We start from the raw sequence: 24,650 nt of genomic DNA on the forward strand, positions 1-24,650 counted from the left end.
TGTTCACTTGAGGAAGTCGGGCACGTCCAGGTCGTCGTCCGCGAAGCCGGAGTCGTACGACGTGTCCGGGACGCGCGCAGCCACAGGGGTCGGCTCGGGCTTGCGCTCGGGGGCCTGTGCCTTCTGCTCCTCTGCGGCGTCGAGGTCGCGCGCGACGTCGTCCGCGGGGATTGCGGGAAGGGCCGGCGCGACCGCGGGGCGCTGCGCGCCGACGGGATCGATGCGCAGCGACGGCTCGCCGCCGTCGAATCCGGCCGCGATGACGGTGACGCGTACCTCGTCGCCGAGCGTGTCGTCGATGACCGTTCCGAAGATGATGTTGGCCTCGGGGTGCGCGGCCTCCTTCACCAGCTGAGCCGCGTCGTTGATCTCGAAGATCCCGAGGTTCGATCCGCCCTGGATCGACAGCAGAACGCCGTGCGCGCCCTCGATGCTCGCCTCGAGCAGGGGCGACTCGACGGCGAGCTCCGCCGCCTTGATCGCACGGTCGGCGCCCCGCGCCGACCCGATGCCCATGAGCGCGGAACCCGCGCCCTGCATGACCGACTTCACGTCGGCGAAGTCGAGGTTGATGAGACCCGGGGTCGTGATGAGGTCGGTGATGCCCTGCACACCGGCCAGGAGCACCTGATCGGCCGTGGCGAAGGCCTCGATCATCGAGATGCCGCGGTCGCTGATCTCGAGCAGGCGGTCGTTGGGCACCACGATGAGGGTGTCGACCTCTTCCTTCAGGCGCCCGACGCCGGCCTCGGCCTGGCTCTGACGACGACGACCCTCGAAGGAGAACGGCTTGGTGACGACGCCGATCGTCAGGGCACCGATCGACTTGGCGATCTTGGCCACGACGGGCGCACCGCCGGTGCCGGTGCCGCCGCCTTCGCCCGCGGTCACGAAGACCATGTCGGCGCCGCGCAGCGCCTCCTCGATCTCCTCGGCGTGGTCCTCGGCCGCCCGGCGGCCGACCTCGGGATCCGCACCGGCGCCGAGGCCCCGCGTGAGCTCGCGGCCGACGTCGAGCTTGACGTCGGCGTCGCTCATCAGCAGCGCCTGCGCATCGGTGTTGATCGCGATGAACTCCACGCCGCGCAGGCCCAGCTCGATCATGCGGTTGACGGCGTTGACGCCGCCTCCGCCCACACCGACGACCTTGATGACGGCGAGGTAGTTCTGGTTCTGGCTCATGCCGGCCTCCGTTATCCCCGAACCTGAAACTCTAAACCTCATGTTGAGGGTTAAAGAATTGCCCGGTATGCAATTCCTTAGCTCGAAGGTAAGCGGCCCCACCGGCCCCACCCGCTCGACACGCGGCGTGTCGGATTATCGCGACTCGGATCAGCGGATGACGCCGGCCTCGGGCGACGTGACGTCGTACTCCTTGGTACGGTCCGGCGGGCTCTTCTGCATCAGCAGATCGAGGACGCGCGCCTTCTCGACCGAGCGATCCGCGCTGCCCCACACGACCTTCGTCCCGGTCGCCCCCAGGGTCAGCGTCACGTCGTCGGGCGTCGTCGCCGACACCGCCGTCACCTGCGAACGGATGCCGTCGGGCAGCGCGCGCACGACCCGCCCCACCGCGTGGAAGGGCTCGGCCTCCGTGCCCCCCGCCGCGTCGATGACGGGCTGACCGCCGGGGGCGGCGGGCGTGGTCGAGAGCACGACGCCGGCGGCATCCACCAGGGTGAAGCCCGCGGGCGTCTGGACGACGCCGACGGGGGTGCGCTCGACGATCCGCACGACGAGATCGTGGGGCGGACGCGCCTCGAGCGTGTACGACTCCACCAGCGGGAAGCGCACGAGCGCCGCCTTGACGGCGCTGTCGTCCACCATCGCCAGCGGCGTGCCGACCTGGCTGCTCAGAGCGTCCGCGACGGTCGCGGCATCCAGCTGGGACGTGCCGACGACGTCGACGCGCTCCACCGCGAACAGCGGGCTGTACGCGGCACCGGCGGTCCCCAGCACCATCACGACGAACGCGACGCCGACACCGATCCACACCCGGCGCCGACGACGCTGCCGCACGGTGAAGCGGCGGACCTCGGCGCGCAGGGCGCGACGGCGGGCGCGGGAGGCCCGCCAGACGTCGCGGAGCCCCATCTCCCCGGCATCCGTCGCGACGTCGTCGCCCGACGACGGCAGCGGCAGCGCGACGACCTCCGCGGCCGGATCGCGAGACTCGCGGACCGGCGACACCGGCGGTTCCGGATCACGCGGAGCGCCCGCGGACGATCCCGGCGTCGGGGGCAGGGGCGAGGGCCGGCGCACGGCTCAGACCGCCGCGGCCTCGGTACGCGAAAGCGCCTCGAGCACCTGCGGGATGATCAGATACACGTTTCCGCAGCCGAGCGTGATGACGTAGTCGCCGGGGCGGGCGATGCGCGCCGTGTAGTCGGCGGCGCTCTGCCAATCGGGCACGTAGTGCACGTGGGCCGGATCGGCGAACGCGTTGCTCACGAGCTCGCCGGTGACACCCGGCACGGGATCCTCGCGCGCGCCGTACACGTCGAGCATGACCGTGTGATCGGCGAGGGACTCCAGCACCTCCGCGAACTCGCGGTACATCTCCTGCGTGCGGGAGTACGTGTGCGGCTGCTGGATGGCGATGATGCGCCCGTCGCCGACGACCGTCCGCGCCGCCGACAGCGCCGCCGCGACCTCGGTGGGATGGTGCGCGTAGTCGTCGTAGACGCTCACGCCGCGCTCGACCCCGTGCAGCTCGAAGCGGCGGACGGTTCCGCCGAACCCCTCCACCGCCCGCGCCGCGTCCGCGAGCCCGTGGCCGAGCACGATGAGCACGGCGACGGCCCCGGCCGCGTTCACCGCGTTGTGGGCTCCGGGGACCCGCAGGCGCACATCGACGCTCTCGTCGCCGGCGGTGAGCGTGAACGACACCGGCCCGTCGGTGCGGATGTCGGTCAGCCGCAGATCGGCCGCGGCATCCTCACCGAACGTGACGACGTTCGGGTGCGTGATGCGTTCGCGCACCGCCCGAGCGCCGGCGTCATCGGCGGAGATGACGACGGCCTCGCGAGCCGCGTCGGCGAACCGCGCGAACGCCGCGTCGAAGGCCTCACGGGAGCCGTAGTGGTCGAGATGGTCGGGATCGACGTTGGTGATCAGCGCCACCGACGTGTCGTACAGCAGGAAGGTCCCGTCGGACTCGTCCGCCTCGATCACGAAAAGGTCGTCGGAGCCCGTGCCGCTGGACGCGCCCAGATCGGCGATGACACCGCCGTTCACGAACGTCGGGTCGGCGTCCAGCGCCCGGAGGGCGGTGACGATCATGCCGGTCGACGTCGTCTTGCCGTGGGCGCCGGCGACGGAGACCAAGCGCCGACCGCCGATCAGCCAGTGCAGCGCCTGCGAGCGGTGGATGACGTGCAGACCACGCTGCTTCGCGGTGACGAACTCCGGGTTCTCGGGCCAGATCGCGCCCGTGTGGATCACGGTGTCGGCGTCGCCGAGGTGCGCCGCGTCGTGACCGACGTGGACCGTCGCGCCGCGGGCGGCGAGATCGCGCAGCGCCGCGCTGTCGGCACGATCGGAGCCGGAGACCCGGATGCCGCGGTCGAGGAACATGCGCGCGAGTCCGGACATGCCCGATCCGCCCACCCCGATGAAGTGCGCGGAGGTGATGGACTCGGGGATGGGGAGGCTCAGGTCGGGTCTGATCATGACCTTGCGATCCTACGTCGCATGGGCGACGGCCCGGCCCCGGCGCGCCCGTGTGGTCGGGCGGCGCCCCCGCCGCATGCCGTCCGGCGGACTCCGGCCGCGACACGCCGGGCCACGGCCCCCGCGAGCGGCGTGTCGCCGACGAAGTCCGCGGGACGGTGCGGCACGGAAGGGGCGGGGACTCCGACCGGGCTCAGCGGGGGAGTGCCGCGTCGAGGAGGGCGATCACGTTCTCGGTGCCGGCGCGCGTCCCCGTCCGCGCCGCCGCGGCGCGCATGGCCTCGCGAGCCTCGTCGTCGCGCAGCAGCGGGACGATCTCGGCCCGCACGCGGTCGGCGGTGAACTCGGAGTCCGGGATCAGGCGCGCGGCGCCCGCACGGACGGATGCCGCGGCGTTCAGGCTCTGCTCGCCGTTGCCGACCGCGTAGGGCACGTACACCGCGGGGATGCCGAGCGCGCTGATCTCGCTGACCGTCGCCGCGCCCGAGCGGGACACGATGAGATCCGCGAGCGCGAAGGCGAGGTCCATGCGGTCGACGTACCGTACGAGCGCGTATCCGGGCACGCCGGGGTCGGCGAGCTCGGACTTCTCCCCCGTGACGTGCAGGAGCTGCCAGCCGGAGTCGAGCACGTCGCGCCACGCCCCGCCGAACGCCTCGTTCAGGCGCTGCGCCCCGAGCGAGCCCCCGAAGACGAGGAGCGTGGGGGTGTTGGCATCCAGGCCGAAATGCGCGGCCGCCTCGGCGCGCCGGGCGGCGCGGTCGAGGTCGACGATCTCGCGGCGCAGCGGCATGCCGACGACGCGCGCGCCGCGCAGCGGCGTCCCCTCGAACGCGACGCCCACCCCGGCCGCCGCCCGGGCGCCCAGGACGTTCGCGAGACCGGGGCGCGCGTTGGCCTCGTGCACGACGAAGGGGATGCGCTCCCACCGCGCCGCGACGTACGCGGGCGCCGAGGCGTACCCGCCGAACCCGACGACGGCGTCGACGCCGCGCTCGCGGATCACCCGCCGCACCTGCCCGATGGCCCGACGGAAGCGGGAGGGGAACATCGCCGCGGCGCGATCCGGACGGCGGGGGAACGGAACCTTGTCGACGAAGAGGAGCTCGTATCCGCGCAGGGGCACCAGGCGCGCCTCGAGCCCCTCCCGGGTGCCGAGGACCAGCACCTCGTCGCGGGCGTCGCGGGCGCGGAGTCCGTCGGCCACGGCGAGCAGGGGGTTCACATGCCCGGCGGTCCCGCCGCCGGCCAGAAGCGTGGTCGTCACCCCTCGACCCTAACCAGCGCCGGCCGCGCCACGAACTCAGCGGCGGCGGCGGGCCGTCCGGGCAGGGGTCGCGGCGACCGCGCGACGGTCGGGCAGCGTCCGAGCGCACGACAGCAGCACGCCGCAGGCGATCAGCACCGACAGCAACGACGTGCCGCCTTGCGACATGAACGGCAACGGCACACCCAGCACCGGGAAGATGCGCAGCACCACACCGATGTTCACCAGTGCCTGACCCACGATCCACAGCGTGATCGCGCCGGCGACGATGCGGACGAACGAGTCGTCGGTGCGCCGGATGATGTGGAAAGCCCCCACGGCGAACAGCGCGAACAGGACCAGCACCACGAGGCATCCGATGAGCCCGAGCTCCTCGCCGATGATCGCGAAGATGTAGTCGTTCGCGGCGGCCGGCAGCCAGTCGTACTTCTCTTTCGAGTTGCCGAGGCCGAGCCCCAGGACTCCCCCGCTCGCCAGACCCCACACCCCGTGGAGCGACTGGTAGCAGGACGTGTAGTAGCAGGACGCGTCGTCCGGGTCGAAGAGGCTCGCGATGCGGGCCATGCGGTTCTCACTGCCGAACGCCGAGGCGAGGACGACCACGATCGACAGCACGGCGGGGACGATGAACATCCGCAGCTTGATCCCCGCGAAGAACAGCGCCCCGAGCACCACGAGCACCAGGATCATCACGGTGCCGAGGTCCTTGCCGCCCAGCACCGTCCCGATGACGAGCACCGCGACGGGGACCACGGGGATGAACACGTGCTTCCACGAGGTCAGCAGACGGCGCTTCCGGTACAGCACCGCGCCCATCCACAGGGCGAGGGCGAGCTTGAGGAACTCGGCCGGCTGGAACTGGAAGCCCGCGATCTGCACCCAGTTGCGGTTGCCGTACGAGGCGATGCCGAGCCCCGGCACGTACACCAGCAGCTGGAACATCGTCGCGAAGATGAGGACCGGCCACGCGATGCGCTTCCAGAACTGCATCGGCGCACGGCTGAGGACGAACATGAGCGGGATGCCGACGACGGCGAAGATGCCCTGCTTGAGGACGTGGTCGAACGGGTTCTGACCTCCGTCGAGGGCCGAGGTCGCGGAGAGGACCATCACGAGACCGAACCCGGTCAGCAGCAGCGCAGCGGAGGCGATGAGGAGGAATTCGCTGGGCACCGGCTGGAACGCGCGCCCCAGCGAGACGCGTGCGGCCAGACCCTTCCGGGCGGGCTCGTCCTCGGGCGTCTGACGGGGCGGGGGTGCGGTGGTGGTCACGCGGTGTTCCCCTCGTCCTACGGTCGGTCCGATCCGGCGTCCTGGCCCGCGATCCACTCCCGCACCGCGTGGGCGAAACGCTCGCCGCGATCGGAGTAGGAGACGAACTGATCGAACGACGCCGCCGCGGGGGCCAGGAGCACGGTGTCTCCGTCCCGGGCGAGGCCGGCCGCCAGTTCGACGACACGTGCCATGACGTCTTCAGTCTCGGTGTGGTCCACCTCGAACAGCGGAACCGTCGGGGCGTGTCGCTCGAACGCGGCGACGATCTCGGCGCGCTCGGTGCCGATGACGATCGCGGCTCGCGTCGCCGCCCCTCGCGCCCGCACGAGATCGGCGACGTCGACGCCCTTCAGGAGCCCGCCGACCACCCAGACCGCGCCGGGGTACGCCGCCAACGACGATCCGGCGGCGTGCGGGTTCGTCGCCTTGGAGTCGTCGACCCAGGTGACCCCGCGGTGGGACGCGACGACCTGGATGCGATGGGGATCCAGCCGGAACCGATCGAGGGCGTCGTGGATGTCGCCGGGGGCCACGCCCAGGGAACGGGCGAGGGCGGACGCCGCGAGGATGTTCGACACGACGTGCGGGGCGGAGAGCCCCTGTGCGGCGAGGTCGGCGACCGTCGTCAGCTCCAGAGCCGAGGTCGCGCGCTCCTCGAGGAACGCGCGGTCGACCAGGATGCCGTCCACGACGCCGAGATCGCTCGGACCCGGGACGCCGAGGTCGAAGCCGATGGCCCGTGCGCCGTCCACGACCTCGGCCTCTTCCACCATCTCGCGTGTGGCGACGTCGGCCTTGTTGTACACGCAGGCCACCCGCGTGCGGGCGTACACACCGGCCTTCGCGTCGCGGTACGCCGCGAAGCTCCCGTGCCACTCGAGGTGATCGTCGGCGAGGTTGAGGCAGACCGCGGCGTGCGGGGAGAGCGCTTCCGGACCGGTCTGGAGGTTGAGGTACCAGAGCTGATGACTCGACAGCTCCACGACGAGCACGTCGAAGCCGTTCGGATCGCGGATCGCGTCGAGCACCGGCGTGCCGATGTTGCCGACCGGGACGGCGCGCAGCCCACCGGCGACGAGCATCTCGGCGGTCAGACGTGTGGTCGTGGTCTTGCCGTTGGTCCCCGTGATGAGGATCCAGTCCGCCGGACGCCCGTCGGGCCGCACGACCTTGTCGCGCACGCGCCAGGCCAGCTCGACGTCGCCCCACAGGGGGATGCCGCTGTCCTGCGCCCAGGCGATGATCGGGTGCGACGGCGGGAAGCCGGGCGACGCGATCACGACGTCGGGACCGAAGCCCGCGAGTGCGTCGGGCACGGTGGCGAGCGGCCCCACGTGCAGTTCCGCACCGATGACCGGCAGCAGGCGTGCGTACTCGGGATCGGCTCTCTCGGTGACGACGAGCACTTCGGCGCCGAGTTCCGCGAGCGTGTCGGCGGCGGAGAAGCCCGTCACCGACAACCCCAGGACGGCGACCTTCAGGCCGCGCCATTCGGCGTACCAGCTGTGCAGGGATGCCACCCGCTCCGCGCTCATACCCGGGCCAGCCATTCGACGTAGAAGAAGCCGACGCCCGAGACCGCGAGCAGACCCGCGATGATCCACATGCGCACGACGATCGTCACTTCGGGCCACCCGCGCATCTCGAGGTGGTGGTGCAACGGGCTCATGAGGAAGAGGCGTCGGCCGCGCGTGACCTTGAAGTAGATCCTCTGCAGGATCACCGATCCGGACGCGATCACGTACACACCGGCGATGAGGATGAGGAGGAGTTCGGTGCGGGTCAGGATCGCCATCGCGGCGATCACACCTCCGATCGCCATCGAGCCGCAGTCGCCCATGAAGACCTTCGCCTTGGGGGCGTTCCACCAGAGGAACCCGACGAGGGCGCCCACGAACGACGCCGACACGATGGCGAGGTCGAACGGGTCGCGGACGGCATAGCATCCCGCCTGGACCGCGGGCTCGAGCACGTCGGCGCACATCTGCTTGTTCTGCCAGAACGCCATCAGGCTGTAGGCGCCCACGACGAAGATGCCCGAGCCGGCCGCGAGACCGTCGAGTCCGTCGGCGACGTTGACCGAATTGGATGCCGCTGTGCCGATCAGCGAGATCCACGCCAGGTACAGCAGCCATCCGACGATCGGTCCGAGGGCGAAGAGCGACAGCACCTGGATGTCCCGGAAGATCGAGACGTACTCCGACGCGGGGGTCTGTCCGAACGCGTTCGGGAAGTTGAGGGCCACGATCGCGAACGGCACGGTGACGATGACCTGCCCGGCGATCTTGCGCCATCCGGAGAGCCCCAGGCTGTTCTGGAAACGGACCTTCATGTAGTCGTCGATGAATCCGACGACGCCGAAGCCCAGCATGAGCCACAGCACCAGCAGGCCCGATACCGTCGGCGGGTTGTTGCCCGCATACGCCCCGATGAAGTACCCGACGATGGTGCCGAGGATGAAGATCGTCCCGCCCATCGTGGGCGTGCCGCGTTTGGCGCCGTGCGAGGGGTTGTGCACGTTCTCGGGCGTGCGGATGACCTGTCCCCAGCCCCACTTCCGGAAGCCCCGCAGGAACACCGGAGTGAGGAAGAGCGTGAAGGCCAGAGAGATCCCCGCCGATGTCAGAAGTGATCTCACGCGAACGATTCTCCCAGACGGTCGCCGAGGAACCGCAGCCCGGCGGAGTTGGAGGACTTCACCAGCACGCGATCGCCGTCCCGCAGCTCGCCCATCAGGTAGTCGTAGGCGGAGTCGGCATCCGGGAAGAAGACGGCCTCGCCGTCCCACGACCCCTGCGCGATGGCCTCGAGGTACATACGGCGCGCGTCCTGTCCGATGACGACGATCCGCTGGATGCGCAGGCGCACGGCGAGGAGGCCGACGCGGTCGTGCTCCTCGTCGGCGTACTCGCCGAGCTCGCTCATGGCGCCGAGCACCGCGACCGTGCGCTCCTCGGGGCCGGTGATCTGGGCGAGCGTGCGCAGGGCCGCAGCCATCGAGTCGGGGCTGGCGTTGTAGGCGTCGTTGATGATGCGCACGCGGTCGGAGCCCATCGGCTGCATGCGCCAGCGCTCCGCGATCTCGACGGTCGACAGGCGCGAGATGGCGTCGGCGGCGGTCACGCCCAGGGCCGTGGCGGCGGCGATCGCCGCGAGGGCGTTCATGACGTGGTGCTCGCCGAGCACGCGCAGCGTCAGGGTGTGCTCCACACCGTCGATGACGAGATCGGCGCGGGTCCCGGATGCCGAGACCTCCACGTCGACGGCACGCACGTGGGCGCGTTCGCCCCGGCCGAACCAGCGCACGTCCTGTCCGCGTTCGCGGGCGATCGGTTCCATCGCCGCGACGCGGGGGTCGTCGACGTTGAGGACGGCGAGGCCGCCCTCGCGGGTCGCGCGCACGAGCTCGCTCTTTGCGTGGAAGGTCGACTCGATCCCGCCGAAGCCTCCGGCGTGCGCCATGCCGACCATGAGCACCACGCCGATGTCGGGCGTGACAAGACCGGCGAGGCGGGCGATGGCCCCCGGTGCGCTGGCGCCGAACTCGCTCACGAGGAACCGGGTGTCATCGGCCACGCGCAGCATGGTCAGCGGCGCACCGACCTCGTTGTTGAACGAGGCGCGCGGAGCGATCGTGGGACCTTCGTCCTCGAGGATGCGCGCGAGCAGGTTCTTCGTCGTCGTCTTGCCGTTGGAGCCGGTGATGCCGACGATGCGGAGGTCGCCGGTCTCGCGCACGCGCGCGACGACGTCGCGCGCGAGGGCGGCGAGGGCATCGACCACGTCGGCGACGACGACCTGGGTGATCGCGTCGTCGACCTCGCGCTCGACGACGGCGACGACCGCCCCCCGCTCGATCGCCGCGGGGATGAAGAGGTGACCGTCGGTGATCTCTCCGGGCTTGGCGACGAAGATCCCCCCGGGTTCGATGAGCCGCGAATCGGTGTCGACCGTTCCGCTGACGAGGGTGTCGGGGGTGTGGTCGCCGCGGAGCACGAGACGTCCGTCGAGCACGGAGGCGATGTGGGAGAGGCTGGTGGAGATCATTGCTGTGTACGGACGCCCTTTCCGTGTCGGGAGGAGACCGGCATCCGGCGTGTCAGCCGAACTTGGGCAGTTCGGGGGAAGTGGTGCCGGACGGGATCACCCGGTAGTTCTTGAGCACCTGGGTGAGTGCCTTCTGGAAGGCGGGAGCCGCGGCCGCGGACGATTTTACCGTCCGCGGTTCGTCGAGGTTGACCGAGACGATGTACTGCGGGTCGTCCGCGGGCGCGAAGCCGATCATCGTGGTGAAGTACGCGTCGGGCTTGTACGCGCCGGTGGTGGGGTCGGTCTTCTCACCGGTACCGGTCTTGATCGCGATGCGGTAGCCGGGGATGGCCACCTGAGAGGCGAGCGCACCCTGCGTCGCGACGTTCTCCAGCATCTGCGACACCTTCGACGCGGTGTCCGCCGAGACCACACGCTGCCCCTCGGCGGAGGGCACGTCGGTGACGGTGCCGTCCGCGGCGGTGCAGCTCTCGACGAGCGAGAGCGGCAGGCGCACTCCCCCGTTCGCGATCGTCTGGTAGGCGCCGACGAGCTGCGGGATCGTCACGGCGAGACCCTGCCCGAAGGAGGTGTTGTAGAAGGTCTGGTCCCCCCAGTCGCCCACGGGGTGCAGGATGCCCTCGGACTCGCCCGGGAAATCGATGGCCGTGGTCGACCCGATGCCGAACTTCTGCAGATAGTCGTACCGCGTCTGGGCGGGGATCATCTCGGCGAACTTCGAGATGCCCACGTTCGAAGAATCGATGAGCACGCCCGTCAGGGTGTAGTTGTTCGCGCCGTGCGCGAAGGCGTCGGTGACCCGGGCGCCGCCGCGGAGCGTCTCGCTCGAAGACGCCGTGACGGTGGTGTCCTGGGTGAACGCCCCGCTCTCCAGTCCGATCGCGGCGGTGAGCGCCTTGAAGGTCGAGCCCGGCTCGTTGGGGTCGGTGAACGCCCAGCTGCCGCGTTCCTCCGCCGGGGTCGCGGTCGGGTCGTTCGGGTCGACGGTCGGGTACTCGGCGAGGGCGCGGACCTTGCCGGTCTTGGCCTCGACGACCGTGATGGCCCCGCGGACCGCGCCGGTGTTCTGCACCTGCTCGGCGATCAGCTGCCCCATGTACCACTGCAGGTCGCGGTCGATCGTGAGCTTGAGCGTCCCGCCGTCGACGGCGGGCTCGGTCTGGACCTCGGTCCCGGGCAGCACGACGCCGTCGCGTCCCTGCTGGAACACGACCTTGCCGTCCTGCGAGGAGAGGCAGTCGTTGTCGGCGAGTTCGAGCCCCGCGAGCGCCTGGCCGTCGCCGCCGACGAATCCGAGGAGGTTCCCGCCGACCGCGCCGTCGGGGTACACCCGACCCGCCTTGGGCGGGAACACCAGGAAGGGGAGGCCGAGGTCGGCGAGGGCGCGGTACTGCTCGGTGGAGACGTCCTTGGCGATGAGCGCGTAGCGCGAGCCCGGGTCGGCGGCCACGGCATCCGTGACGACCTTCTCCACCGCGGCGGGATCCTCGCCGAGGACACCGGCGATCTTGGCCGCGAGATCGGTCCACGTCGCCTCGACGCGGGTCGTGCCGTCGTCGTCGCGCGAGACCAGCCCCTGGGCGGCGAGCATCGGGTCGACCTGGACGTCGTACCGGTGCACGCTCGAGGCGAGCGTCACGCCGTTCTCGTCGACGATCGACCCCCGCGAGGCGTACTCGACGCGGGAATTCTGCAACCCCATGGCCAAGGACTCGTCCACGTGCTCGCGGGCGTTCACGACCTGGATGTCGACCAGTCGGACGACGAAGGCGATGAGCACGATCAGCACGACCGACAGGGCCACCACCGTGCGACGTCGCGGAGAGCGGGAGAGCGTCGTCGTCATGGGCTTATCGTGTCGCGGGCGTCGGCAGACCGTCGCTGATCGGTGGGGGTGTCGCGGAACCGGTCGTCGGGGCCGTCGCGTCGGCGGGTGCGGTGTCGGTGGCGGCGGCGGGTCCCGCGGCCTTCTGCGGGTCGGTCACGAGAGGAACGCCCGAGATCAGGGCGTTGCGGACCGATCCCCGACCGATCGCGTCCACGGAGGATGCGCCCTCGGCCGGCTTGGCGGCGCCGATCACGGCGCCGTCGCTCAGTCGCAGGTAGGTCGGCGTCTCGTCGATGACCATGCCGAGCGCGGCGGCGTTCGCGGCGAGGTACTGCGGCGAGTTCAGGCCCGCGACCTCGTCGTACAGGATCTGCTTCTGGTACGTCAGGTCCCGCTGCTGCTGGGTGAGGCTGGCGATCTCGAACGAGCTCTGCGTCGTGAGGATCGACAGCCCCATCTGCACCAGCGCGATCATCACCGCGCCCAGCACCGCGATCACGCCGAAGGCGCGCCGGGGCACGCGGCGTCGGGCGGGAGCGTCGACCACGTGCAGTCGCCGGGGCTCGCGCACCGGGACGGGGAACTCCGGCAGGAAGGCCGCGTCGATGGTCTGGGGAGCGCTCATGCGTCCTCCTGGATCCTCTCGGCCGCACGCAGACGCACGGGGGTGGCACGCGGATTGGCAGCGCGTTCTTCGTCGCCGGCGAGTTCGGCACCGCGCACGAGCAGCCGGAACTTGGGGGCGTGCTCGGGCAGCTCGACCGGCAGCCCACGGGGGGCGGTGGATGCCGAGGCCTCGGCGAACACGCGCTTGACCAGGCGATCCTCGAGCGACTGGTACGACAGCACGACGATGCGTCCGCCGACGCCGAGCACGCTCAGCGCCGCGGGGATCGCGCGCTCCAGCACCGACAGCTCGGCGTTGACCTCGATGCGCAGCGCCTGGAAGACGCGCTTGGCGGGATGCCGCTCCCGCAGCACCGCCGCCGGCGTCGCCGCCTGGAGGACGTCGACGAGCTGGCCGGAGCGCTCGAGCGGCGCCTGCTGCCGAGCGGCGATGATCGCGCGGGCGTAGCGCCCGGCGAGCTTCTCTTCGCCGTACCGCTCGAAGATGCGGCGGAGGTCGCCCTCGCCGTACGTCGCGAGCACCTCGGCCGCGGTCACGCCGGACGTCTGGTCCATGCGCATGTCGAGCGGAGCGTCCTGCGCATAGGCGAATCCGCGCGCGGCCTCATCGAGCTGCAGCGAGGACACCCCCAGGTCGAACAGGATGCCGTCGACTTTGTCGACGCCCGCCGAGGCGACGGCATCCGCGATGCCGTCGTACACCGTGTGCACGAACGTCGTGCGATCGGCGAAGCGCGCCAGCCGCTCCCCCGCGATGCGGAGGGCGTCGGTGTCGCGGTCCAGGCCGATGAGCCGGGTCGTCGGGAATCGCTCGAAGAACGCCTCGGAGTGACCGCCCATGCCCAGCGTCGCGTCCACGAAGACGGAGCCCTCGCGCTGCAGTGCGGGGCCGAGCAGTTCGGCGCAGCGCTCGAGGAGGACGGGGGTGTGGATGTCGCGGATGTCCATGATGACGGGAGGAGGTCGCCGACTCTGATCCCCATCCGCTCGACCTGGCGCCGGGGAAGTGCGTCAGGGCGTGCGGCTGGGGATCACAGCCGGCGATCAGAACAGTCCCGGAATCACCTCCTGCTCCATCTCTGCGTAGGTCTCTTCGTTGCTCTCGGCGTAGGCGTTCCAGGCCGTGGCATCCCAGATCTCGGCGTGGGCGCCGACACCGGTGACGACCAGCTCGCGGTCGAGGCCGGCGTAGGCGCGCAGCGCCGGGGGGACGGTGATGCGGTTCTGCCCGTCGGGCTTCTCGGCGCTGGCCCCGGAGAGGAACATGCGCAGGAAGTCACGGGCCTGCTTGTTGCTGAGCGGCGCCTCGCGGATCCGCTCGTGCACGCGCTCGAACTCCTCGGTGCTGAACACGTAGAGGCAGCGGTCCTGCCCCCGGGTGATCACCACTCCGGCGCCGAGATCGTCACGGAACTTCGCGGGCAGGATGACGCGCCCTTTGTCGTCGAGCTTGGGAGTGTGCGTGCCGAGCAGCATTCGGGCGTCCACCCCCTTCGTCCGGCCTGCGAAGTTTCCCCCACTTTACTCCACAGCCCTCCACTTCGCTATCGAAATGTGGGGCTTTCGCCGCGAACCCGCCACGTGTATGGTCAGACCCCCCTTGCCGGCGGGGTGGCTGAATCCGCGTGATTCCGGCACGACAGCGACGGTCTCGCCCACCCGGACCCCCGAGTGGAGGAAAAGGGAGGGCGCGGCGGGCACAAAAAAACACCGGCTCCGAAGAGCCGGTGTTTTCGTGGAGCGAGGAGGGGGGTCAGCGCCCTTCGTTGCGGCGGTCCCACCGATCGTTCATGCGATCCATGAAGGACCCGCCCGTCGCGCGAGGAGCGCGGGTACCCGCGCTCGCGCGGGCCGACGGGAGACGTGAGGAGTTGCGCGTGGGCGTCACGGCGAAGACCACGCCGCCGACCATCACGAGGAATCCGACGACGCCGACCGCGATTCCGAGCACGCCCGTGTTGAAACCGATCGACACACCGGCGATCAGGGCGCCGAGACCGGCGAGCACGAGGATCGAGCCGAGGACGATGTTGCGGTAGCTGAGCGCGCGGGTCGGGGCGGTGACGACGTCGGCGTCGTTGCTCATGAGATGGCGTTCCATCTCGTCCAGCAGACGCTGCTCCTGTTCGGAGAGTGGCATGCGTCCCCCTCTATTGCTCAGTGCGTTCGATTCTACGCGGGGTGTGGATCACTAGGCTAGGCCCGTGTCGACCTCCCCGGAACCGATCGAAGCCGTTTCTCAGCGACTCGACAAGTTCGTTTCTGAACAGATATCGTACGCCTCCACACTGGGGTCCGAGGCCGAGAAGATGGCCCGCGCCGGGGCTTCTTCCCTGCGCGGCGGCAAGCGGCTCCGCGCACGTTTTCTGCTGACCGGGCGTCGGGCCGTCGACGAGGTGACGGTGGGGTCCCCCACAGCCCCGGACACCGCCGCCGTCGGGGTCGCCGCCGCCCTCGAGGTCTTCCAGGCGGCGGCGCTCGTGCACGACGACCTCATCGACAATTCGGACACGCGGCGCGGACAGCCCGCGGCCCATCGGGCCCTCCAGACGGCGCACCGGGACGCGCGCTGGGCCGGCGACTCCGAGGCTTTCGGCCGGTCCGCGGCCATCCTGCTCGGAGATCTGCTCGTCGCGTGGAGCGACGACCTGCTCGAGGAGTCCCTCGAGGGCCTCGCGACGGCCGGACCGACCCGGCGACAGTACGCCGACATGCGTCGGGACGTCACCATCGGGCAGTTCCTCGACGTCGCGGAGGAATCCGCGTACGCGGTCCACCCCGACGACGTCCACGCCGACCGCGCCCTGCGGGTCGCCTCGTACAAATCGGCGCGCTACAGCATCCAGAAGCCGCTGCAGATCGGGGCGGCGCTGGCCGGGGCGGACGCCGCCCAGCTCGACGCGCTCGGCCGCTTCGGACACGACATCGGGATGGCGTTCCAACTGCGCGACGACGTCCTGGGCGTCTTCGGCGACAGTGCCGTGACGGGAAAGCCCTCCGGCGACGACCTGCGCGAGGGCAAGCGCACCGTCCTCGTCGCCTTCGCCCGCCGCGCCCTGCCGGACGAGCGTCGCGCGGCGCTCGACGCCCTCCTCGGCGATCGGACCCTGGATGCCGAGCGCATCCGCGACGTACAGCAGACGATCGTCGACACGGGAGCGCTGGCGCGCACCGAGGAGCTCATCGCCGAGTACGAGCGTCAGGCGGAGAACGCGCTTGAGGGTGCCCGTCTGGGCGCGGGGGCGGTCGCCGAACTGCGGGAGCTGGCCCGGGCGGCCACCCGACGCTCGTCCTGACGCCGGCGCCGGCTCGCGGTCACGCCAGCGTGGCCGCCACGCGGCGCACTTCGCTCTTGCGCCCGGCCAGGAGCGCCTCGATCGGCGCGACTCCGATGGTCTCCTCGGGCGTGAGCAGCCAGTCGATGGTCTCGTCGGCATCGAAACCGACGTCGTGGAGCACGATGATCGTGCCGCGCAGCGACGGCAGCGGACGGCCGTCGACGATGAACACCGCCGGCACCCGCAGCACGCCGTCTCGCCGCGTGCCCACCAGGTAGCCGTCGTCCAACAGTCGGCGGACGCGCCCGAGAGACTCTCCGAGCACCTCGACGAGGTCGGGAAGGGTCAGCCATTCGGTCGCGAAGCGGGGCGTGTCGGTCACCCTGCCACTATCTCATCCCCCGGGCCGACGAGGGATGCGAATCACACACGTCACATTCGTCACACGAACCTCACGCGTTGACATCCGTCTCATCGCGTGCGACCGTGTCGGGCAGTCGGAAGAACGGATCCCCCACCATGCGACGACTCCCTCCCCTGTCCGCGCGCCCGCGGAGCCGCACGATCTGGCCCGCGGCCGTGGCCGGCACGATCGCCCTCGCCCTCTCCGGCGAGAACGCCGCGCACGCCGCCCCACCGGCGCCCACCCTCTCCCCCGTGCCTCCCGCGCCGCGGACGCTCGGTGCGCCGGTCCTCGCCAGCGCGACTCCGGTGTCGTACACCGTTCAGCCCGGCGACACGGTCTGGGCGATCGCCCGCGCGCACGGGCTGGACACCGCCGGCGTCCTCGCCGCGAACGGCCTCGACGCGAGCAGCATCATCCGGCCCGGACAGGTCCTCGCGCTCGTGCCCGCCCCCGTGGCCCCCGCATCCACGGAGGAGGCCACCGTCGCCCCCGCACCGAGCGGACGGACCCACGAGGTGCGGCCCGGCGACACCGTCTCGGCGATCGCCTCGGCAGGCGGCGTCTCCACCGACGCCGTCCTCGCCGCGAACGGCCTCACCCGCGCGTCGATCATCTACCCCGGCGAGATCCTGCAGATCCCTTCGGGCGCCGTACCCGTCGAGGTCGTGGCATCCACCGGTCCGGTGACGGCCCCCGGTCTCGACGGCGAGCAGTCGGAGAACGCCCGGCTCATCATCCGCATCGGTCGGGAGTCGGGCGTCTCGGACCGCGGCATCGCGATCGCCCTCGGCACCGCCATGCAGGAGTCGTGGCTGCGGAACCTCGATTGGGGGGACCGCGACTCCCTCGGCCTCTTCCAGCAGCGGCCGAGCACCGGATGGGGCACGCCGGAACAGATCCTCGACCGCGAACGGGCGACGCGCGTGTTCTACGGCGGGACCGCCGACCCCAACGGCACCGCGACGCGCGGCCTCCTGGACATCCCGGGCTGGGAGGGCATGGCGTACGCCGACGCCGCCCAGGCCGTGCAGATCTCGGCCTACCCCGATCGCTACGCGCAGTGGGAGTCCCCCGCGACCGCCTGGATCTCCGTTCTCGGCTGATGCGAAGGTGAGCCGCTCCCCGGGCTCCCAGGGGGCGCTCCGTAGACTCGACACGTGAGCACGAGTCAGCAGGCCGACCCGCTGATCGGCCGTCTCGTCGACGGCCGGTACCGGGTCCGCGCGCGCATCGCGCGCGGCGGCATGGCGACCGTGTACGTCGCGACCGATCTGCGCCTCGAGCGCCGGGTCGCGCTCAAGGTCATGCACGGCCACCTCAGCGACGACACCGTGTTCCAGAGCCGGTTCATCCAGGAGGCGCGGTCGGCCGCGCGACTGTCCGATCCGCACGTGGTCAACGTCTTCGACCAGGGCCAGGACGGCGACATGGCGTACCTCGTCATGGAGTACCTGCCCGGGATCACCCTGCGGGAGCTCCTCCGCGAGCACAAGCGCCTCACGGTCGATCAGACCCTGACCATCATGGATGCCATCCTCTCGGGGCTCGCGGCAGCCCACCGGGCCGGCATCGTCCACCGCGACGTCAAACCCGAGAACGTCCTGCTGGCCGAGGACGGCCGCATCAAGATCGGCGACTTCGGGCTCGCCCGCGCCACGACGGCCAACACCGCGAGCGGCGCGCAGCTGATGGGCACGATCGCCTACCTCGCGCCCGAACTGGTCACCCGCGGCACCGCGGACGCGCGCAGCGACATCTACTCGCTCGGCATCATGCTCTACGAGATGCTCGTGGGCGAGCAGCCCTACAAGGGCGAGCAGCCGATGCAGATCGCGTACCAGCACGCCACCGACTCCGTCCCCCGTCCGAGCGCGAAGAACCCCGGCGTCCCCGAGCAGCTCGACGAGCTCGTCCTGTGGGCCACCGAGCGCGAACCCGCGGAGCGTCCGCTCGACGCCGGTGCGATGCTGGCCCGCCTGCGCGACATCGAGAAGGAATTGGGTCTCGCGCCGCAGGTCGCGCGCGCCGTCGCCGTCGGCACGGTGGCCGCCAGCGCCGCCGAGTCCCGGGAACTGACCAAGGTGCTCCCGCAGACCGCGGTCGCCCCGTCCGCCTCCGCCGACGACGTCGACAACGCCACCCGACTGCGTCAGCGCACACGTCGCCGCACGACCCGCGGGATCTGGCTGTTCGCGCTCGTGCTGATGCTCGCCGCCGGCGCCGGCACCGCCGGATGGTGGTTCGGGTCCGGTCCCGGGTCGCTGGTGGCCGTGCCCGACGTCTCGCGCATGAGCTACGACGAGGCGGCAGCGCTCCTCACCGACCAACAGCTGGCCGCCCAGCCGCAGGAGGTGAACGATCGGGAGATCCCCGCGGGCACCACGGTCGGATCCGACCCCGACGTGAACGCCCGACTCGACAAGGGCACCGTGGTCACGGTGTACGTCTCGATCGGCCCGGCCTCGCACGACCTGCCCGCGCTCGCCGGCAAGAGCACCGACGAGGTCGACGGCATCCTCGAGTCCGCCTACATCGGTGTGTCCGGAACAACGTCGGAGTTCACCGACGCGGGGGCGGGCACCGTGCTCGGGGTGAGCATCACACCTCGCTCCAGCGGCGACCCGGTCGACTGCACCCAGGGCTGCACCGTGCGGGAAGGCGACGCCGCCGCGCTCGTCACCTCCCTCGGCCCCATCCCGGAGGTCGCGGGGCTCACGACCGCGCAGGCCGAGAAGGCGATGAGCGATGCGCAGCTGCAGACCACGACGTCCGAGGAGTACAGCAACTCCGTTCCGTCGGGAACGGTCATCGGCATCGGCGACCGCGACGGTGGCGGCAACTGGCGCCCCGGCGACACCGTGACCCTCCGAGTGTCGATCGGACCCCAGCTGTTCGCGGTGCCGAACGTCGTCGGGATGACCCGAGACGAAGCGAAGGGGACGCTTTCCGCGGCTGGCTTCACCGTGGACTATCTCCCGAGCTGGGACCTGTTCCCGAACGCTCTGACCAAGGTGCAGTCGCAGAATCCTTCCGCCGATGCGAAGGTCGTCAAGGGCACGAAGATTTCTCTCGTGCTCAACGTCTCTGCCTGATCGGGTGCCGAACGCCAGCACCGTCGCCCTGCCCCCGACGCTGTAGCTCTCCCGCACGCAGAACGCCCCCGATCTCACCGATCGGGGGCGTTCTGCGCTGTCGGGCGGGGTCAGCGGTTCTCGAGCTCCTCCGCCACGAGGAACGCGAGCTCCAGGCTCTGACGGTGGTTCAGCCGCGGGTCGCACAGGCTCTCGTAGCGGGTCGCGAGGGTGGCCTCGTCGATCATCTCGGAACCGCCCAGGCATTCGGTGACGTCGTCGCCGGTCAGCTCGACGTGGATGCCACCCGGGTGCGTGCCCACCTGGCGGTGCGCCTCGAAGAAGCCGCGCACCTCATCGACCACGTCGTCGAAGCGACGGGTCTTGTAGCCGGTGGGCGTGGTGATGCCGTTGCCGTGCATCGGGTCGGTCACCCACAGCGGGGTCGCACCCGACGCGCGGACGGCCTCGAGCAGCGGCGGCAGGGCCTCGCGGATCTTGCCCGCACCCATGCGCGTGATGAACGTGAGCCGACCGGGCTCGCGCTCGGGGTCGAGCTTGTCGATGAGGGCGAGGGCCGTCTCGGGCGTCGTGGTGGGTCCGAGCTTCACCCCGATGGGGTTGCGGATCTTCGAGAAGTAGTCGACGTGCGCGCCGTCGAGCTCGCGCGTGCGCTCACCGATCCACTGGAAGTGGGACGAGGTGTTGTACGCCAGGCCGGTGCGCGAGTCGATGCGCGTCATCGGGCGCTCGTAGTCCATGAGCAGACCCTCGTGACCGGTGTAGAACTCCACGCGCGTGAGCTCGTCGAAGTCCGCACCGGCGGCCTCCATGAACTTGATCGCACGGTCGATCTCGGCCGCCATGCTCTCGTACGCCTGGTTGGCCGGGTTGGCGGCGAACCCCTTGTTCCAGCTGTGGACCTCGCGGAGGTCGGCGAAGCCGCCCTGCGTGAAGGCCCGGATGAGGTTCAGGGTGGAGGCGGCGGTGTGGTAGCCCTTGAGCAGGCGTGCGGGATCGGCCTTGCGCGACTCCTCGGTGAAGTCGTACCCGTTGACGATGTCACCCCGGTAGGCGGGCAGGGTCACGTCACCGCGGGTCTCGGTGTCGCTCGAGCGCGGCTTCGCGAATTGGCCCGCCATCCGCCCCATCTTCACCACGGGCATCGATGCCCCATAGGTGAGGACGACCGCCATCTGCAGCACCGTCTTGATGCGGTTGCGGATCTGCTCCGCGGTCGCGCCGGCGAACGTCTCGGCGCAGTCACCGCCCTGGAGCAGGAACGCCTGGCCCGCCGCGGCGCGCGCGAGACGGTCACGGAGGATGTCGACCTCGCCGGCGAAGACGAGCGGCGGAAGGGTGGCCAGTTCGGCGGATGCCGCGGCCACCGCGGCCTCGTCATACCACTGGGGCTGCTGCTTGATGGGCAGGGTCCGCCAGTGGTCGAGGTCGTGGAGCTGCTGATTCACCCCTGAAGTCTAGTGGCGGGCAGCGGGCGCCTTCGCCGCCTGGGCGCTGGCCAACCGGTCCTTCACGGTGGAGGCGTAGACGTCCTCGTACCGCTGCTCGCCGAGCCGCTGGAGGGCGACCATGATCTCGTCCGTGACCGAGCGCAGGATGTAGCGGTCGCTCTCCATCCCCTCGAAGCGGGAGAAGTCCAGCGGTTCCCCGATCACGATTCCGACCCGGCCGACGCGCGGCAGCCGCTGTCCGATGGGCATGACCGCTCCGGTGTCCACCATCACGACGGGGATCACCGGCACGCGCGCCTCGAGCGCCATGCGCGCGATGCCGGTGCGGCCCCGGTAGAGCGTGCCGTCGGGGCTGCGGGTGCCCTCGGGGTAGATGCCGAGCAGCTCGCCGCGACCGAGGACGCCGAGGCCCGTGTTGAGCGACGCCTCCGAGGCCTTGCCGCCGGAGCGATCGATCGGGAGCTGACCCGTGGCCGTGAAGAACAGGCGGGTCGCCCAGCCCTTGAGGCCACGCCCCGTGAAGTAGTCGCTCTTGGCGAGGAACGCCATGCGACGGTCGATCATGAGCGGGAGGAAGATCGAATCCGAGAACGACAGGTGGTTGCTGGCGAGGATCGCCGCACCGTCGCCGGGGATGTTCCGCCGGCCCACGATCCACGGGCGGAACACGGCCTTGATGACCGGTCCGATGACCACGTACTTCATGAGCCAGTAGAACATCGTCAGCGCTCCTTCCCGGCGAGGTCGGCGACCCCGATGAGACCGGCGTCGTTGCCCAGCCGCGCGATGGTGAACTCGGCCACCGGACGTTCACCGTACCCCGGGAGCGACGTCTCGTACGCGAGCTTCACCGGGACGAGCAGGTCGGCGCCCAACTGCGCGACTCCGCCACCGATCACGAACAGCTCGGGGTCGAGGACCGCTTGGAAGCCTCCACACGCCTCGCCGAGGGCGGTCGCCACGCGCCGCAGGGCCTCGACGGCGCCCGGGTCGCCGGCGAGCACCAGTCGCGAGACCGCGGGGCCGGGGATGGCGCCCTTCTCCGCGCGGACGGCGGCCAGTGCCGCACCGATGCCCTCCTCGTCGGCGATCGCGTTCGCCTCGCGCTGCAGGGCGCGTCCGGAGGCGTACTGCTCCAGGCATCCGTTCTGCCCGCAGCCGCACGGGTGCCCGCCGCGCACGAAACGCAGGTGACCGAGCTCGGCGCCGATTCCGTGTCCGCCGCGGAACAGCTCGCCGTTGGTGACCACGGCACCGCCGACCCCGGTGCCCATGGTCAGCATGACCATGTCGTTCACGCCCTGGCCCGCGCCGAAGCGGTACTCGCCCCACCCGGCGGCGTTGGCGTCGTTCTCGATCGTCACGGGCTGGTTCAGGCGGCCCTCGAGCCGGGCGCGCAGCGGCTCGTTGCGCCAATCGATGTTGGCCGCGTAGATGACGGTGCTGCGGTCGCGGCTGATGAATCCGGCCGCAGCGACGCCGATGGCGTGCACGGCGTGGCCACGACGGAGGTGATCGGCCATGTCGACCACCGCGTCCACGAGCGCGACGGGATCGATCGGCGTGTCCACCCGGAGCTTCTCGACGATGGTGCCGTGCTCGTCGACCACACCCCCGGCGATCTTCGTGCCGCCGATGTCGATACCGATGTTGAGCACCGCACTCCCCTTCTCGGCCCGCCCCTCGGCTCGGCCCGCAGCAGTCTAGTCATCGGGGACGGGGCGCGCCGACACCGTCGGGACCGCCGGAGGCGGCGACGGCGTGCGACTAGACTCGTCGGACCGATCGACCTTCTTTCCGGTACACAAAGGAGTTGCCGTGATCCAGTTCGACCTTCCTCCCGTCGTTCCCGCCGACCCGTCCGCGAACGCGTCCGACCTGCTCGCCGACCGGGTGGCGGCCACGCCCGACCGGGCGCTGTTCGCCGTTCCCGACGGCTCGGGCTGGCGCGACGTCTCCGCCCGAGAATTCGAGCGCCAGGTCGTCGCTCTCGCGAAGGGCTTCGTCGCCGCCGGCATCCAGCCCGGAGAGAAGGTCGGGTTCATCGCGCGCACGACCTACGACTGGACGCTCGTGGACTTCGCGCTCTTCTACGCCGGCGCCGTCATGGTGCCCGTGTACGAGACGAGCTCGCCGACGCAGATCTCGTGGATCCTCTCCGACTCCGGCGCGACCGCCGCGATCGTGGAATCCTCCGAGCACGGTCAGCGCCTCGACGAAGTGCGCAGCGACCTCCCGCTGGTCCGCGAGGTGTGGGCGATGCACGCCGGAGATCTGGACTCCCTCGTCGCGCGCGGAGCGGACGTCGAGGATGCCGAGATCGCCCGCCGTCGCGCGATCGCGAACAGCTCGGACATCGCCACGCTCATCTACACCTCCGGTTCGACCGGTCGCCCGAAGGGCTGCGTGCTCACGCACGGCAACTTCGTCGAACTCGCCCGCAACTCCGCGAAGGCACTGCACGAGGTCGTCGAAACGCCCGGTGCGTCCACGCTGCTGTTCATCACGACCGCGCACGTGTTCGCGCGCTTCATCTCGCTGCTGAACGTGCACGCCGGTGTGAAGACGGGCCACCAGCCCGACACGAAGCAGCTGCTGCCCGCTCTCGGCTCGTTCAAGCCCACGTTCCTCCTGGCCGTTCCCCGCGTGTTCGAGAAGGTCTACAACTCGGCGGAGCAGAAGGCCGAAGCAGGCGGCAAGGGCAAGATCTTCCGCGCCGCCGCCGCCGCGGCGGTCGAGCACTCCGAGCGGCAGCAGCAGGGCAAGTCCATCCCCCTCCTGCTGAAGGTCAAGTTCGCACTGTTCGACCGGCTCGTCTACTCCAAGCTCCGCGAGGCCATGGGCGGCCGCGTCGTCTACGCGGTCTCGGGCTCCGCTCCCCTGGGCCCGCGCCTCGGGCACTTCTTCCGCAGCCTCGGCGTCGTCATCCTCGAGGGCTACGGCCTCACCGAGACGACCGCTCCGGCCACCGTGAACCTCGCCACGAAGTCGAAGATCGGCACCGTGGGCCCCGTGCTCCCCGGCGTCGGCGTGCGTCTCGCGGACGACGGCGAGATCCAGGTGCGCGGCATCAACGTGTTCGCCGAGTACTGGCGCAACCCCGAGGCCACGGCCGAGGCGTTCGACGGCGAGTGGTTCAAGACCGGCGACATCGGCGCGTTCGACGCCGACGGCTTCCTGTCGATCACGGGGCGCAAGAAAGAGATCATCGTCACGGCCGGCGGCAAGAACGTCGCCCCCGCCGCGCTCGAGGACCCCATCCGCGCCAACCCCATCGTCGGCCAGGTCGTCGTCGTCGGCGACCACAAGCCGTTCATCTCGGCGCTGGTGACCCTCGACCCCGAGATGCTGCCCACCTGGCTGGCGAACAACGGGCTGCCCGCTGACATGTCTCTCGCCGATGCGGCGACGAACGAGAAGGTGCGCGCCGAGGTTCAGGGAGCGATCGACCGTGCGAACACGCGCGTCTCCCGCGCCGAGTCGATCCGCAAGTTCACGATCCTCCCCACCGAGTGGACCGAGGCCAGCGGCCACCTGACGCCGAAGATGAGCATCAAGCGCAACGTCATCGTGAGCGACTTCGCCGACGCCATCGAAGACATCTACGCGGTGCCGATCAACACGACCAACGTCTCGCTGCCCTGACGCCGGAACAGGCGCCGTGAACGGAACAGGCCGATCCTCACGGATCGGCCTGTTCTCGC

At 70.6% G+C, this 24,650-nt stretch carries 21 protein-coding genes; 4 read left to right on the top strand and 17 right to left on the bottom strand.

Annotated features, from left to right (window positions below):
* Positions 1-3: 3 nt before the first annotated feature.
* The 13 genes from ftsZ to BGO45_RS10675 form a co-directional block, all read right to left on the bottom strand.
* Positions 4-1,182: a cell division protein FtsZ gene (gene ftsZ / locus BGO45_RS10615; RefSeq protein ID WP_076490701.1), complete on the bottom strand. Its 1,179-nt coding sequence runs from the start codon at positions 1,180-1,182 to the stop codon at positions 4-6.
* A gap of 150 nt (positions 1,183-1,332) precedes the next feature.
* On the bottom strand, positions 1,333-2,142 hold the full coding sequence (locus tag BGO45_RS10620) for an FtsQ-type POTRA domain-containing protein (RefSeq protein WP_292694326.1): 810 nt from the start codon (positions 2,140-2,142) through the stop codon (positions 1,333-1,335).
* A gap of 123 nt (positions 2,143-2,265) precedes the next feature.
* Positions 2,266-3,672 carry a UDP-N-acetylmuramate--L-alanine ligase gene (murC, locus tag BGO45_RS10625; protein WP_292693946.1) on the bottom strand — a complete coding sequence of 469 codons (1,407 nt, stop codon included), beginning with the start codon at positions 3,670-3,672 and terminating at the stop codon, positions 2,266-2,268.
* Between the two features lie 193 nt (positions 3,673-3,865).
* Positions 3,866-4,939: a glycosyltransferase gene (locus BGO45_RS10630; RefSeq protein ID WP_292693948.1), complete on the bottom strand. Its 1,074-nt coding sequence runs from the start codon at positions 4,937-4,939 to the stop codon at positions 3,866-3,868.
* Positions 4,940-4,975: 36 nt separating this feature from the next.
* The gene (gene ftsW / locus BGO45_RS10635; RefSeq protein WP_292693951.1) at positions 4,976-6,211 is read right to left on the bottom strand and encodes a putative lipid II flippase FtsW; all 1,236 of its coding nucleotides are present in this window, start codon (positions 6,209-6,211) and stop codon (positions 4,976-4,978) included.
* Positions 6,212-6,228: 17 nt separating this feature from the next.
* Positions 6,229-7,749: a UDP-N-acetylmuramoyl-L-alanine--D-glutamate ligase gene (gene murD / locus BGO45_RS10640; protein ID WP_292693953.1), complete on the bottom strand. Its 1,521-nt coding sequence runs from the start codon at positions 7,747-7,749 to the stop codon at positions 6,229-6,231.
* Positions 7,746-8,852, bottom strand: coding sequence for a phospho-N-acetylmuramoyl-pentapeptide-transferase (gene mraY / locus BGO45_RS10645; protein WP_292693955.1), 1,107 nt, complete (start codon positions 8,850-8,852; stop codon positions 7,746-7,748). The genes murD and mraY overlap by 4 nt, the downstream gene beginning before the upstream one ends.
* A complete protein-coding gene (murF, locus tag BGO45_RS10650; RefSeq protein ID WP_292693957.1) occupies positions 8,849-10,261 on the bottom strand; it encodes a UDP-N-acetylmuramoyl-tripeptide--D-alanyl-D-alanine ligase in 1,413 nt (470 codons plus the stop codon). Before murF ends, mraY begins: the two co-directional genes overlap by 4 nt.
* A 52-nt stretch (positions 10,262-10,313) precedes the next feature.
* A complete protein-coding gene (locus BGO45_RS10655; RefSeq protein WP_292693960.1) occupies positions 10,314-12,110 on the bottom strand; it encodes a penicillin-binding protein 2 in 1,797 nt (598 codons plus the stop codon).
* A gap of 4 nt (positions 12,111-12,114) precedes the next feature.
* Positions 12,115-12,717, bottom strand: coding sequence for a hypothetical protein (locus BGO45_RS10660; RefSeq protein WP_292693963.1), 603 nt, complete (start codon positions 12,715-12,717; stop codon positions 12,115-12,117).
* Positions 12,714-13,667 carry a 16S rRNA (cytosine(1402)-N(4))-methyltransferase RsmH gene (rsmH, locus tag BGO45_RS10665; protein ID WP_292693966.1) on the bottom strand — a complete coding sequence of 318 codons (954 nt, stop codon included), beginning with the start codon at positions 13,665-13,667 and terminating at the stop codon, positions 12,714-12,716. The genes BGO45_RS10660 and rsmH overlap by 4 nt, the downstream gene beginning before the upstream one ends.
* A gap of 96 nt (positions 13,668-13,763) precedes the next feature.
* Positions 13,764-14,195: a division/cell wall cluster transcriptional repressor MraZ gene (gene mraZ / locus BGO45_RS10670; RefSeq protein WP_076490712.1), complete on the bottom strand. Its 432-nt coding sequence runs from the start codon at positions 14,193-14,195 to the stop codon at positions 13,764-13,766.
* 277 nt (positions 14,196-14,472) lie between these two features.
* Positions 14,473-14,859, bottom strand: a complete 387-nt coding sequence (locus BGO45_RS10675; protein WP_076490713.1) for a DUF3040 domain-containing protein — start codon at positions 14,857-14,859, stop codon at positions 14,473-14,475.
* Between the two features lie 64 nt (positions 14,860-14,923).
* On the opposite strand from BGO45_RS10675, the gene BGO45_RS10680 reads away from it, so the two are divergent.
* On the top strand, positions 14,924-16,015 hold the full coding sequence (locus tag BGO45_RS10680) for a polyprenyl synthetase family protein (protein ID WP_292693974.1): 1,092 nt from the start codon (positions 14,924-14,926) through the stop codon (positions 16,013-16,015).
* 19 nt (positions 16,016-16,034) lie between these two features.
* Here the strand turns inward: BGO45_RS10680 and BGO45_RS10685 are convergent, their stop codons facing one another.
* Positions 16,035-16,379 (bottom strand): Rv2175c family DNA-binding protein, encoded by a 345-nt coding sequence (locus BGO45_RS10685; protein ID WP_292693977.1) that lies wholly within the window; start codon positions 16,377-16,379, stop codon positions 16,035-16,037.
* Between the two features lie 137 nt (positions 16,380-16,516).
* Between BGO45_RS10685 and BGO45_RS10690 the strand changes: the two genes are divergently transcribed.
* Positions 16,517-17,506, top strand: a complete 990-nt coding sequence (locus tag BGO45_RS10690; protein ID WP_292693980.1) for a LysM domain-containing protein — start codon at positions 16,517-16,519, stop codon at positions 17,504-17,506.
* 54 nt (positions 17,507-17,560) lie between these two features.
* Positions 17,561-19,495, top strand: a complete 1,935-nt coding sequence (pknB, locus tag BGO45_RS10695) for a Stk1 family PASTA domain-containing Ser/Thr kinase (protein WP_292693983.1) — start codon at positions 17,561-17,563, stop codon at positions 19,493-19,495.
* A 110-nt stretch (positions 19,496-19,605) separates the two neighbouring features.
* On the opposite strand, the gene BGO45_RS10700 is transcribed toward pknB, so the two are convergent.
* From BGO45_RS10700 to BGO45_RS10710, 3 genes are read right to left on the bottom strand one after another with little or no spacing between them, the layout of a single operon-like run.
* Complete coding sequence (locus tag BGO45_RS10700; RefSeq protein ID WP_076490718.1) at positions 19,606-20,943, bottom strand: class II 3-deoxy-7-phosphoheptulonate synthase; 1,338 nt, start codon at positions 20,941-20,943, stop codon at positions 19,606-19,608.
* Positions 20,944-20,952: 9 nt separating this feature from the next.
* Positions 20,953-21,666 (bottom strand): 1-acyl-sn-glycerol-3-phosphate acyltransferase, encoded by a 714-nt coding sequence (locus BGO45_RS10705; protein WP_076490719.1) that lies wholly within the window; start codon positions 21,664-21,666, stop codon positions 20,953-20,955.
* 2 nt (positions 21,667-21,668) lie between these two features.
* Positions 21,669-22,604, bottom strand: a complete 936-nt coding sequence (locus BGO45_RS10710; RefSeq protein WP_076490720.1) for an ROK family glucokinase — start codon at positions 22,602-22,604, stop codon at positions 21,669-21,671.
* A gap of 160 nt (positions 22,605-22,764) precedes the next feature.
* Between BGO45_RS10710 and BGO45_RS10715 the strand changes: the two genes are divergently transcribed.
* Positions 22,765-24,591 (top strand): long-chain fatty acid--CoA ligase, encoded by a 1,827-nt coding sequence (locus tag BGO45_RS10715; protein WP_292693989.1) that lies wholly within the window; start codon positions 22,765-22,767, stop codon positions 24,589-24,591.
* The last annotated feature ends 59 nt before the right edge of the window (positions 24,592-24,650 follow it).

The sequence above is a fragment of the Microbacterium sp. 71-36 genome, assembly GCF_001898305.1.
Lineage (GTDB): Bacteria > Actinomycetota > Actinomycetes > Actinomycetales > Microbacteriaceae > Microbacterium.